The 13,076-nt window shown below is 72.0% G+C and carries 5 protein-coding genes; all 5 read right to left on the bottom strand.

Features of this window, described 5'->3' with window-relative positions; all coding sequences use genetic code 11:
* Positions 1-3: 3 nt before the first annotated feature.
* Genes AB0F17_RS21365 through AB0F17_RS21345 form a run of 5 tightly spaced genes read right to left on the bottom strand, consistent with a single transcriptional unit; the run spans position 4 to position 13,047 of the window.
* Positions 4-1,062 (bottom strand): HAD-IIIC family phosphatase, encoded by a 1,059-nt coding sequence (locus AB0F17_RS21365; RefSeq protein WP_358025409.1) that lies wholly within the window; start codon positions 1,060-1,062, stop codon positions 4-6.
* Positions 1,059-2,228, bottom strand: a complete 1,170-nt coding sequence (locus AB0F17_RS21360) for an acyl-CoA dehydrogenase family protein (RefSeq protein ID WP_358025407.1) — start codon at positions 2,226-2,228, stop codon at positions 1,059-1,061. The genes AB0F17_RS21365 and AB0F17_RS21360 overlap by 4 nt, the downstream gene beginning before the upstream one ends.
* Positions 2,225-2,476 (bottom strand): acyl carrier protein, encoded by a 252-nt coding sequence (locus tag AB0F17_RS21355; RefSeq protein WP_357942095.1) that lies wholly within the window; start codon positions 2,474-2,476, stop codon positions 2,225-2,227. Before AB0F17_RS21355 ends, AB0F17_RS21360 begins: the two co-directional genes overlap by 4 nt.
* A 22-nt stretch (positions 2,477-2,498) precedes the next feature.
* Positions 2,499-3,344 (bottom strand): 3-hydroxyacyl-CoA dehydrogenase NAD-binding domain-containing protein, encoded by an 846-nt coding sequence (locus AB0F17_RS21350; RefSeq protein WP_358025405.1) that lies wholly within the window; start codon positions 3,342-3,344, stop codon positions 2,499-2,501.
* A gap of 37 nt (positions 3,345-3,381) precedes the next feature.
* Positions 3,382-13,047, bottom strand: a complete 9,666-nt coding sequence (locus AB0F17_RS21345; RefSeq protein ID WP_358025403.1) for an SDR family NAD(P)-dependent oxidoreductase — start codon at positions 13,045-13,047, stop codon at positions 3,382-3,384.
* Positions 13,048-13,076: the final 29 nt, after the last annotated feature.

Here is a 13,076-nt window from a genome sequence, read left to right as displayed (position 1 = left end):
GCCTCAATCCGCGATTTCTAGCTGCACGTACGGCGGAGGCGGCTGCACGCTCGTCAGATCGGCCTCCAGCACCACGTGGGCGCCGTTCCGCTCCACCTCCCTGAACCCCGCGAACGCGTAGGTGACCTGCATCATCCGGTTGCGTCCCGTCTCCACGAAGTCGGCCCGCACCGAGACCCCGGCCTCCTTGGCCAGCCGCATGATGTGGTTGAGCATCACCATCCCGACACCGCGCGACATGACCCGGCACGACATCAGCATCATGTTGAGCCGCCAGGAGGTGTCCTCCTTCTCGACCAGGGCGAGCCCGATCTTGCCGTAGCTGCCGAACCGGTCGGTGAGCGAGGCCACCAGCAGCAGGTGGTCCGGCGACTCGCGCAGCTCGTCGAGCTCCTCGTAGGAGTAGGTGCGGCCGGTCGAGTTGAGCTGGTTGGTGCGTACCGTCAGCTCCTCGGCCCGCTGGAGGTCCTCGCGGCGGGCCGAGGCGATGGTGAAGGCCATCTTCAGCCCGGCCAGGAACTCCTCGTTGGTGCCGACGAAGTCGCTCTCCAGCTCGTCCCTGGCGATCTGCCCCTGGTACATGCCGCGCCGCTGCGCCGACTCGTCGGTGACGAACCGGGGCGTGAACTCGGGCCGTACCAGCGCCTCGTCCACGTCGACGACGTCGACGCAGGTCACCTCCGGCACCTCGTGCGCCACCTCTGCGCGCTCGAACTCCTGGTCGTCCACGAACGCGAACGCGTCGAGCCCGAGGTTGAGCGCCTTGGAGATCTGCCGGATCGAGTCGGACTTGGCGTTCCAGTTGATCCGCGGGTAGAGGAACAGGTCGTCCAGGCCGAGCTCGCGCAGCTTGCCGAACGCCGCCTCGTGGTCGTTCTTGCTGGCCACCGAGTGCAGCACGCCCATGCGGTCCAGCCGTCTGATGTGCTCGACGACCGCCGGGCGTACCGTGACGTTCTCGTCCTCCAGCAGCACGCCGTCCCACAGCGTGTTGTCGAGGTCCCACACGACGCACTTGATGCGGCCCTGCTTGGGCTTCTCGTGAATGACGGCCACACTCACAACGCCACCTCCCGTGCCGCCATGCCGGCGATCGTGATGCGCTGGATCTCGTTGCTGCCTTCGATGATCTCCATGACCTTGGCGTCCCGGTAGAAGCGGGCCACGGGGTAGTCGGGGCTGCAGCCGTTGGCGCCGTGGATCTGGACCGCCTCCGACGCGTGCCTGGCGGCCGCGGTGGACGCGAAGTACTTCGCCACCCATGTCGCCATGATCGTGGACGCCTCGCCGGCGTCCTTGAGCCGCCCCGCCTCGGCCAGCAGCAGCCGGGCCGCCCGCGCGTCGGTGACCATGTCGGACAGCTTGGCCTGGATCAACGGCAGGTCCCGCAGCACCGACCCGCCGACCTCGCGGGCCGCGGTGTACGTCGCCGACGCCTCCAGGCACGCCTGGATGATGCCGACCGACCCGGCCGCCACGCTGTAGCGGCCGAGGTCGAGCGTGCCGGTGAGCACCATGCCCGCGGTGAACCCGCTGGGCCCGAGCAGCGCGTCGGCGTCGAGGGCGACGTCGTCGAACGTCACCTCCGCGAGCATCGACGCGCGGGTGCCCAGCATGTCGTCGATCGGGCGCACCTCGACCCCGGGACTCTCCCTGGGCACCAGGAACGCGCCGATGCTCGACGCCGTACGGGCGAACACCAGGTACAGGTCAGCCCGCTGGCCGCCGGTGATCCACTTCTTGCCGCCGTTGAGCGTCCAGCCCGTGCCGGACTGGACGGCGGTCGTGCTGATGCCCGAGGTGTCGCTGCCCGCGCCGGGCTCCGACAGGCAGAACGCGCCCAGGACCGCGCCCTTGGCCAGGGCCGGGGTCCACTTCTCCCGCTGCGCCACGCTGCCCCACCGCTGCACCGCCCACGACACCATGGTGTGGACCGTGAGCAGGCTGCGGACGGACGAGCAGCCGCGGCCCACCTCCTCGTGGACCTCGCCCAGGGTGACCAGGTCCATTCCGGACCCGCCCACCTCCTCGGGCAGGAAGGGGGCCCACAGGCCCGCCTCGGCCATCCGGTCCAGCAGTTCCTCGGGGATGTAGCCGGCCTGGTCGTACGCCTCGGCGTACGGAACGATGTACGTGTCCACGAACGCGCGCGCACCGGCCCGGTCGGTGACCGGGACCGAGACTGGTGCGGCGTCGAGCGCGCTCGGTGCCGGGACGGCGATCGTCACGCGGCCAGCTCCTCCGACAGCCGGCCCACCAGCTCGGCCATCGAGCCGGCGGTCCGGAAGTTGTCGATCCGCAGCTCCTCGTTCGGGATGGTGACCTCGAAGGTCTTCTCCACGAACATCACCAGCTCCATCGCGAACAGCGAGTTGACGAAGCCCAGGGAGAAGATGTCCTGGTCTCCGGTGATCTCGGCCTGCGGGTAGCGGCTGCGGACGAAAGCGAGGATCTGCGCCTCCGCGGTGTTCGACATTGCTCTGCTCCTTTTGTTGGTGTTAGTTGGCGTAGGTGAAGAAGCCGCGGCCGGACTTGCGTCCGTGCAGGCCGGCGTCGGTCATCTGCTTGAGCAGCGGGCACGGCCGGTACTTGCTGTCGGCGTAGTGCTCGTACAGCACCTCGACGCTGTAGAGGATGGTGTCGACGCCGATCAGGTCGGCGGTCTCCAGCGGCCCCATGGGATGGCCGAAGCAGCTACGGAACACCTCGTCGACCGACTCGGCCGTGGCCACGCCCTCGTGGACGAGATAGGCGGCCTCGTTGACGGTGAGCATGAGCACCCGGTTGGAGATGAAGCCGCACGAGTCCTTGACGTCGACGGCCCGCTTGCCCATCGCGGTCAGCAGGTTCCTGGTCCGCTCGATGGTGTCGGGGGTGGTGTGGAAGCCGGGGATCAGCTCGACGGCCGGCTTGGCGGGCACCGGGTTCATGAAGTGCACGCCGATGACCTTGCCGGGACGGCCCGTCACGGCGCCGACCTTGGTGATCGGGATGGCGGAGGTGTTGACGACGAACACGGTGTCGGGCCCGCAGGCCGCGTCGAGCGCCTCATAGACCTCGCGCTTGACGTCCCAGTTCTCCGTCACGTTCTCGATGACGATCTCCGCCTTGGCCAGGGCGCCGGCGCCGACGGCCGTGGTGATCCTGGCGAGGATCGCGTCCGCGTCCAGGGCCGGGCCGCCCATCAGGCGGCTCATCCGGCTGTTGCGCTCGATGATCGCCCGCGCCTGCTGGAGGATCTGCTCGTCCTTGTCGACCAGGACCACGTCGTGGCCGGTCTGGGCCAGGTTCTGGGCCACTCCGACGCCCATCACGCCGGCGCCCACTACGCCGATCACTGTCATGACTGCTCCGTTCCTTGTGCTGGTCTCTTCGGTGGTCTCACCGGCCGCGTCTGCGGGCGGCGGAGGCTTCGAGTCCCGATCGGCGTAGCTGCGCACGTACGTGGCTGCCGCCGTCGGCGCCGTTCCCGAACGCGTGACCCGCGCCCGAGGACAGGGCCTCGATGGTCTGGCCGAGTGCCGACACGGTCGGCGCCTCGTAGAGGATGTGCGGCGGCAGTTCGTCCAGCTCGAACGCCCGGCGCATCGCGGCCACGATGCTGACGCCGAGCAGCGAGTTGCCGCCGAGCTCGAAGAAGTTGTCCAGGACGCCGACCCGGTCGAGCTTGAGCGAGTCGCACCAGATGCCGGCGATCTGCTCCTCGGCCGACCCCGACGGCTCCTGGTAGGGGGTGACCAGCTCCGGGCGGGGGTGCCGCTCGCCGGTCGCTGAGGAGATGGCGGGCGAGGTGACCGCCTCCAGGTTGAACCGCGAGCTGCCGAGCACCACCGTCGGGAAGTCCTGCGTGGACACCACGACCCTGGGCTCGCCGCTGGCCAGCGCGCGCAGCAGCGCCCGCCAGCCGTCCTCGAAGTCGATGCCGACACGGGCCCGGTTGTCGCGGAAGAACTGCTGCAACGCGCCGTCGTACCCGGCCAGGCCCTCCTCCCAGGCGTTCCAGGTCCACTCGCCCCAGTCGATGGCCAGGACGCGCCTGCCGGTGCCGGCCAGCCGGTGGGCGTAGCCGTCGAGGAAGGCGTTGGCGGCGCAGTAGTCCACCTGACCCGGACCGCCGCCGGTCGCCGAGGTGATGGAGGCGAACAGCACCAGGAAGTCCAGCTCGACCTCGTCGGGCTCGCCGATGCGCAGCGCCTCGGCGATGGCCAGGGTGCCCGCGATCTTCGGGGCGAGCACCTGGTCCAGCTCGTCGGACCGCTTGAACTGCATCAGCCCCATGCCGGGGACGCCCGCGGCGTGGAGCACGCCGTGGAGGGCGCCGAAGCGCTCGACCGCCGTGTCCACGGCTCGGCGGACGTCCTCGGGCTTGCTGACGTCACCGGTGACGATCTCGACACGGGCGCCGAGCTTCTCGATCTCGGTCACCTGAGCGATCCGCCGCCTGGTCACCTCATCGACCGCACCCGCGCCTTCCCCTGCGGCGCCCGCCAGGATGCGGGACCACTCCGCGCGGGGTGGCAGGCCGCGGCGGGCGAGGAGGACGAGGTTGGCGTGGCAGTCGCGGGCCAGGCGTTCGGCCAGGCCGAGCGCGATGCCGCCGAGCCCGCCCGTGATCAGGTAGACGCCGCCTTCGCGGAGCGTCTCCAGGTCCGGATCGACCGCCATGGTCTCGTACCCGGGCACCCAGCGACGACCGTGGCGCAGCGCCACGATCCGATCAGCCTGCGGCCTGCGCAACTCGGCCACCAACCCACCAACCACCGAACCACCCCGACCGCGCCGACCGGCGGGCGCGGGGGCACCCGAACCGGCGATGGTCTCCAGGTCGATGAGGCGGGTGGCGACCTTCGGGTATTCCAGGGGGATCACCAGGCAGGGCCCGATCAGCGTCGCGCCGTCCGGGTTCGACACGTCGTCGCCCAGTACCTGCTGCGTGCCGGTGACGGCGACGTCCAGGGACCAGTCGTCGGTGCCGGACTCGGCCGCCGCCCGGGCCAGCGCGACCAGCGTGTGCAGGCCGTACCGGATGGTGGTGTCGGCGGGCGCGGCGTCGAGCGTCCAGAGGTGGACCACCCGCTCCAGCGGCCGACCGGCGGCACGCAGGTCGCGCAGCAGCGAGAGCGTGTCGCTCACGCTGCCGGGCCGCACCGTGTATCCGTCGGCGGTGGCGGCGTACGCGTCGCCGGGGCGTACCAGCGTGACAGCGGCACCCGCCGTCCGCCGAAGCTCGGCGGCCACCTGGTCGGCGACCCCATCGCGGGTGTAGACCAGCCACGAACCCGGCTGCGCGCCCGGCGCCGGCGGGGCCGTCTGCCGCCACACAGGCAGGTACATCCACTGGTCTTCCGGCAGCCTCGGCAGGTTGGTGATCGCCTCGAACAGGTTGTCCGGGTCGAGCGCGGGAAGCGCACCGACCGGCTGCCGCCGCGCACCACCCGCGGGCGGGTCGATCCAGTAACGCTGACGTTGGAACGGGTACGTAGGCAGCGGAATCCGCCCCGGCAACCCGGCGGTGGGCGCGGCGTTCTGCTGTCTGCCGTGGTGGGCGGCCCAGTCGAGGTCGGCGCCGAGCAGCCACAGCCGGGCCAGGCAACCGGCGAGCACCGCGTCGTCCGGACGGCTGTCGCTGCCGCCGGGCAGCGCGTTGAGGATGAGCGGCCACCGCTGCGGCGGGCACCCGGCGGCGCGTACCAGGGCGCCGAGCGACTGCCCCGGACCGATCTCGACCACGGCCAGCTCGGGGTCGGCGAGCAGCACGTCGACCCCGTCCGCGAACCGTACGGTCCCGCACATGTGCCGCGCCCAGTAGCCCGGGTCGCACACCAGGTCCGCGTCGGCGATCTCGCCGGTGACGTTCGAGATGTACGGCAGGACGGGCGGGTTGAGCTCGACGTTCGCCTCGACCCAGGCGGTGAGCTCGTCGCTCAGACGGGCCAGCATCCGGGAGTGGAAGGCGTGGGTGGTCTGCAGCGGACGGCACGGGATCTCGGCCCGCCGCAGGTCGGCGAGGAGCCCGTCCATCACCTCGACGGGACCGGCGACGACCGTCACCTGCGGGCCGTTGACGGCGGCGAGGTCCAGCCCCCGCTCGTCGAGCTTGAACCGGCGGCGCACCTCGCCGGCGGGCAGCGACACGGCGGCCATCGAACCGGCCGGCACACCGTCGATCAGCTTCGCCCGGTACGTCACCAGCGCGATGGCGTCCGGCAGCGACAGCACCCCCGCCAGGCAGGCGGCGACGTACTCGCCGAGGCTGTAGCCCAGCATGATCCGCGGCTGCAGGCCCCAGGTCATCAGCGTGCGGGCCAGGGCGTACTCGACGGCGAACAGCGCGGGCTGGACAACCTCCGTACGCTCCAGTACACCGACCCGCTCGTCACCACCCGCGGAGCTCGTACGCCCCAGCAGGGCGGCGAGGTCGGGGGCGGTGCCGCGCCCGCCCGCCAGCAGGCCGGCGAGGTCCACGTCGCCCAGCCGCCCGCGCAGGAGCTCCAGGCACTCGTCGAGCGCCGCACGGAACACCGGCTCGCGCCGGTACAGCTCGGTGACCAGACCGGGGTACTGCTCCCCCGCCCCGGCCAGCAGGAACGCCACCGGACGCCCCTGCACCGTGTCGACCCGGCTCAGCACGCCGGGCTCCGGCGACTCCCCGCTCAGCACGGCGGCGGCCGACTCGACGCTGTCGACGACGGCGACGCGCCGGTGCTCGAACGTCTTCCGCCCCACCTGGAGCGAGAACGCCACGTCCGCCAGCCGGATACCGGGCGCGGCGGCCAGGTGCCGCCCGAGGCGCTCGCCCGCCTGGTCGGCCGCAGTGGCGTTGCGCGCGGACACGGGCAACACCTGGTACCTGCGGGAGGACTCGGACGAAACGGGCGGAGCCGGGGGTCTGACGGGAGCCTCCTCGACGACCATGTGCACGTTGGTGCCGCCCATGCCGAGCGAGTTGATGCCCGCGATGCGCGGCCGTCCGTCGCGGGTCCGCCACGGGGAGAGCTGGGCGTTGACGTAGAAGGGGCTGTTCTCGAAGTCGATCTCCGGGTTGGGGCTGGTGTAGTGCAGGCTGGCCGGGATCACCTGCTCGCGCAGCGCGAGCGAGGTCTTGATCAGTCCGCTGGCGCCCGCGGCGCGGTCCAGGTGCCCGATGTTGGTCTTCACCGAGCCGATGGGGCAGTACTGCGTCTCCTCGGTGTCGCCGAACGCCCGGGTCAGCGCGGCCAGTTCGATCGGGTCGCCGAGTTCGGTGGCGGTGCCGTGCGCCTCGATGTAGCTGATGTCCTCGCCGGTCACCCCGGCGTCCGCCATCGCGTCGGCGATCACCCGGGCCTGGCCGACCACGCTCGGCGCGGTGAAGCCGACCTTGAGGGCGCCGTCGTTGTTCATGGCCGAGCCGCGGATCACGGCCCAGATGTTGTCGCCGTCGCGTACCGCGTCCGGCAGTCGCTTGAGCAGCACCACCGCGGCCCCGTCGCCGAACATGCTGCCCCGCGCCCGCGCGTCGAACGTCCGCACGTGACCGTCGGGCGACTCCTGCCCGCCGGGCCCGAACTTGTGCCCGATCCGGTCGGGGACCCGGATCGACACGCCTCCGGCCAGCGCCAGCTCGCACTCACCGTTCCGCAGGCTCTGCACCGCCAGGTGCGCCGCGACCAGCGAGGTCGAGCAGAACGTCTGCACCGCGACACTCGGCCCGTACAGGTCGAACAGGTAGGACACCGTCGTGGTGAGCGCGTCCTTGTCGTTGCCCATGATGATCTCGTAGTGGCTGACCTCCTCCTCGTCGTTCAGGAGGTGCTCGCCCATGCGGAGCAGGTACGTGCTGATGTTGCTGCCGCCGAACACGCCCACCCGCCCTCGGCTCTCGGGCACCGCGTACCCGGCCTGCTCCAGCGCCTCCCAGCAGACCTCGATGAACGCCCGCTGCTGCGGGTCGGTGATCGCGGCCATCCGGGGGCTGAGGCCGAAGAAGGCCGCGTCGAAGCCGCTGACGTCGTCGAGGACCGGGCGGGCGGGGACGTACGACGGGTCGTGGATGAGGTCGGGGGCCACGCCGGCGGCCAGCAGCTCCTCCTCGGAGAAGAAGCTGATGGACTCGACGCCTTCGCGCAGGTTGTTCCAGAACGTACCCACGTCGGAGGCGCCCGGGAAGTGACCGGCCATGCCGACGATCGCGATCCGCCGGTCGTCGTCCGCGTAGGTGCCGACGGTGTCGCTGACGAAGCCGTCCGCGGCTTTCTGGGTGACCCGCTTGGCCACCGTCGTGGCGCGGGCGCTGGTCGTGGCGCGGGCGGCCATCGGCGCGGTACGTCCGGCGCCGGCGCCTGGCGTGGTACGGCCGGCGCCCTTGTCGTCAAGGATCCCGGCGAGTGTGTGCACCGTCGGCGCCTCGAACAGCATCACCGTCGGTACCGCGATCCCGAACCGCTTCTTCACCAAGGCCAGCATCTGCAACGCGACGAGCGAGTTGCCGCCGAGGTCGAAGAAGTTGTCCCTGGTCCCGACCGGCTCGATGCCGAGCACCTCGGACCACAGCTCGGCGAGCGCCCGCTCGGTCGCGGTCAACGGCGGGCTGTACGGCTGAGGCAGCTCGGGACGCGGGAACCTGGTGCCGCCCGCTCCCGGCTCCGGCCCGGTCACCGCCCTGGGCAGCCGGTCGTCGAGACCGCCCGCCGCCACCACGAGGCTCGGCCGGGAGTCGGCCACCAGCCGATCGAACGCCGCCAGCCCTTCCTCGGTGCTCATGGCATGCGCGGCCATCGCCGCACCGATGCCGCCTTCCATCCCTTCGAGCGTCCGCGACCAGGTGTCCCAGCTCGCGGCCACCCACCGGGTCGGCGAGGCGACGGTGTCATGGGCGACCGCCGTCAGCGCGGCGTTCGCCGCCGCGTAGCTGCCGAACGTGATGCCACCCAGCAGCGACGACGTCGAGGAGAACAGCAGGCAGAACCTGGGCGCCCGCTCAACGGGCAACTCGGCGAGCACCTGCCGCAGAACCAGCGCACCGGTCACCTTGGCGCCGAAGTGCCTCCCGACGGCTTCCGGGCCGAGGTCACGCATCGACAGGAACGTGTCCCTGCCGGTCTCGGCGGCGGCATGAATCACCCCATCAAGCCGTCCGCCGTCCTGCGACGCCTCATCCAGTGCGCCAGACGCCCCGCCCGGCTCGCCTGGCTCGCCCGACGCGTCGGCCAGCGCCTCGGCCATCACGGCGCGCATCGCGTCCACGTCGGTTACGTCCACCTGCGGCGTCAGCACCTCGGCCCCGAGCGCCCGCAATCGCTGGACGGCCTCGTAGCGCGGGTCACCGGCCGTGGCGGGCACGCCACCGCGGCTGGTGAGGATCAGCCGACCGGCTCCGGCCCGCACCAGATGCTCGGCCACCAGCAGCCCGACGTCCCCGAGACCACCGGTCATCAGGTACGTCCCACCAGGCCGTACCCCCTGACCGGAAGCTGGATTTCCATCCCTCGAACCGACCGCCGGAGTCCCATCCGGCCCCACTCCCAAGCCCGCCGACGGTGCGGTGGTGGCCGGGCCGGCGGGGACGTGGTCGCGGGTGTGGCGGCGCCCGGCGCGGTAGGCCGCCAGGGTGCCGGTCGCCGGGTTGCGGAGCTCGGCCACCAGGTCCCTGGCCGTCGCGGCGACGTCTGTCCCGGTGTCGAGGTCCACGCAGCGGCAGTCGAGGTTGAGGTACTCCTGGTTGGCGACCAGCGGCAGTGTGGCGGCGGCGGCCTGGCCCGGGTCCTGGACCTCGCCGCCGGTGACCGTCTGGCCGCCCCGGGTGGCCACGATGATCCTGGTGCTGTCGCCGCCCTCGCTGCCCCAGGCGTCCAGCATCCGGGAGAGCGGGAGCACCACCTGGCGCCCGTCGCCACCGGAGCCGGCCTGGTCGAGCAGCCGCAGGTCGACGAGGGTCGTCGGGCTCTCGCCCGCGAGCCCCCGAGCCAGGGCGATGTGGTCGGCCGCCGACTCCGGGTCGACCGTGTAGCCACCCGCCACTTCGGCGAACGCGCCGCCCGGCCGTACCAGCACGATGTCGGTGCCATCCGACCTCAGCGCCTCGACGACCGCGTCGGCGACACCACCCACGTCGGCGAGCACCACACAGCGCCCGATCGCATCACCTGCGGACGGGCCTGTCGCGGCGGGTCCGTCGGTTGCGGTCCAGCGCGGGATCATGAGCTGGACGTGCGGGGCCGCCTCCTCCAGAGCGGGCGCGGCGACCAAGGCAGCGGGTGCGGTCTGGTGGCGGGGTGGGTCGATCCAGTAGCGCTCCCGCTGGAACGGGTAGCTGGGCAGCCCCACCTTGCGTACGGGCCGATCCTGCTGGTAGCCCGCCCAATCGACCGGCACCCCCGCCAGCCACAACCGCCCCGCACCCTCGGCCAGCACCACACTGGCCGGGCGGGGGTCGGCGGCGGCGGGGAGGGAGGAGACCACCAGCGGCCAGCGGTCCCGGGGGCAGTCGCGGTGGCCGCGGGCCATCGCCCCCAGCGACTGGCCGGGGCCGATCTCCAGCAGCGCGAGCTCACCCTGTTCGAGCAGCGTGCCGAGTACGGCGTCGAACAGCACGGGCCCGCACATGTGCCGCGCCCAATAGGCGGGGTCGGTCGCTTCCTCGGCGGTGATGAGGGCACCGGTGACGTTCGAGACGTACGGGATGCGTGGCTCTTCGAGCGTGATGTGGGTGGCGATCCAGCGGGTCAGCTCGTCGCGTACCGGCTCCATCATGCGGGAGTGGAACGCGTGGCCGGTCGCCAGCGGCCGGCACGGGACCGACTCGCCCGCCAGGAACTCCCTGGCCGCCTCCATCGCGGCGGGCGGCCCGGCGAGCACGGTCAGTTCGGGGCCGTTGACCGCGGCCACGTCCACGTCGGCGATGCCCGCCCGGTCGAGGCGGTTCCGCAGGTCGTCGGCGGCCAGCGGCACGGCGCTCATCGCGCCGGCCGGCAGGGCGTCGATCAGCCGCGCGCGGTGGGCGACCAGCGCCAGGGCCGAGTCCAGCGGGAGTACGCCTGCCAGGCAGGCGGCCACGTACTCGCCGAGGCTGTAGCCGGCCAGCAGCGCGGGTTCGATGCCCCAGGAGCGTACGAGCTGGGCCAGCGCGTACTCCACGGCGAACAGGGCGGGCTGCAGCACAGCGGTAGGCATGGTGTCAGTCGGCGCCGGCCCCCGCCCGAGCAGCGAGTCGAGCCCGGCGGCCTGGCCCGGCTGCCTGGGGAGCAGCATCTCGGCGAGCGGGTCCACCCCGTCGAGGTGGTCGCGGAGCACGGTCCGGCACTCGTCGAGCGTCCGCCGGAACACCGGCTCGGTCTCGTACAGGTCGGCGGCCAGGCCCGGGTACTGCTCGCCGGTGCCCGCGATGAGGAACGCTACGGGCCGGTCGGCGCGGCTGTCCGCGCGGGACAGTACCCCGGCGTCGCGCAGTCCGGCGACGGCCCCGTCCACGGTGGTGGCGACCAGCATCCGGCGGTGCCCGAAGACCTGCCGCCCGGCCTGCAGCGTGTAGGCGACATCGGGCAGGTGGCGGGTGTCGAGGTGGTCGGGGAGGTCGTGGGTGTCGGTGTCGCTCGCGAGGTGGTCGGCGAGCCGCGCGGTCATCGCGTCGGCTGCGGCGGCGGAGCGCGCGGACCACACCAGCAGTTCCGGACGCGGACGCGAATCAACTCGCGCCGGGACCAAGTGCGAACCGGTCCCGGCCGGGACCACATCGGCCGAAGCCGAGGTCGGGCGCGAGACGGGGGGCGCTTCTTCGAGCACTACGTGGGCGTTCGTCCCGCCGATGCCGAACGCGCTCACCCCGGCCCGCCGGGTCCGTCCCGGTCTGCGCGGCCAGGCGATGAGCCGGGTGACGACCTCCAGCTCGGCCTCGCCCGCGCTGAGCTGGGGGTTTGGCGCGGTGAGGTTGCGGGTGGGCGGGATCTCGTCGTGGCGCAGGGCGAGCGCCGTCTTGATGAGGCTGGTGACGCCGGCCGCCCGGTCGAGGTGGCCGAGGTTCGTCTTGACGGAGCCGATCAGGCACGACTCGTCGCGGAACACCTGCTGCAGCGCGGCCAGTTCGGCCGCGTCGCCGAGCACGGTGCCGGTGCCGTGCGCCTCGACGTAGTCGATGTCGGCGGGCATCAGTCCCGCGCTGGCCAGCGCCTCGGCCATGACGGCCGCCTGACCCTGTACGCCGGGCGCGGTGAACCCGACCTTCTTGCCCGCGTCGTTGTTGACGGCCCAGCCGCGGATGACGGCGTAGATCTGGTCCCCGGCGGCCAGCGCGTCCTCGAGCCTGCGCAACGCCACCACGCCGACGCCGCTGCCGAGCGGGCTGCCCAGGCCGGCCGCGTCGAACGCGCGGCACTCGCCGTCCGGCGGCGCGATGCCGCCCTGCTGGTACAGGTAGCCGACCCGGTGCGGCACGTTGACCGCGACGCCGCCCGCCAGCGCCAGATCGCACTCGAACCCGGCCAGGCTGGAGGCCGCCGCGCAGACCGCGACGAGCGACGTGGAGCAGTAGCTCTGCACCGCGTAGCTGGGGCCCGACAGGCCCAGCGTGTGGGCCACGCGGAGGGTCAGCGAGTCCTTGTCGTTGGCCAGGCCGAGGGCGAGCTCGCCCATGGTGGCGCCGAGGTCGTTCGGCATCAGGTTGTGCTGCAGGTACGAGCTCCAGCCGGACCCGCCGAAGACGCCGATCGCGCCGTCGAAGCGGGTGGGGTCGCAGCCGGCGTCCTCCAGGGCCTCCCAGCTGTGTTCCAGGAACAGCCGGTGCTGCGGGTCAAGGATCTGGGCCTCCTTCGGGCCGAACCCGAAGAACCCCGCGTCGAACAGCTCGACGCCCTCGATCACCGCACCGGCCTTCACATAGCCGGGATCCGCCAACAGGTCCTCGGACACCCCGGCGGCCCGCAACTCGTCATCGGTGAACCGGGTGATGCCGGAACGGCCGTCACGGATGTTCGCCCACAATCCGGCCACGTCGGAGGCTCCGGGGAACCGCCCCGACATCCCGACGATCGCTATGTCGTTGCCGGAAACCTCACCGGCCGGCTCGTCAGTCACGTCCACAGTCCTCAACTCCGGTCTCATCT

Source organism: Nonomuraea sp. NPDC026600 (assembly GCF_040638335.1).
In the GTDB taxonomy this organism is placed as follows: domain Bacteria; phylum Actinomycetota; class Actinomycetes; order Streptosporangiales; family Streptosporangiaceae; genus Nonomuraea.
Note: the sequence above shows the minus strand (reverse complement) of the source record. Positions and strands in the feature narration are given on the sequence as shown.

What these genes read in the sequence shown, in the direction of transcription:
- AB0F17_RS21355 (WP_357942095.1), bottom strand. Translation starts at nt 2,476, where the DNA reads ATGTCGAACACCGCGGAGGCGCAGATCCTCGCTTTCGTCCGCAGCCGC.
- AB0F17_RS21350 (WP_358025405.1), bottom strand. Translation starts at nt 3,344, where the DNA reads ATGACAGTGATCGGCGTAGTGGGCGCCGGCGTGATGGGCGTCGGAGTG.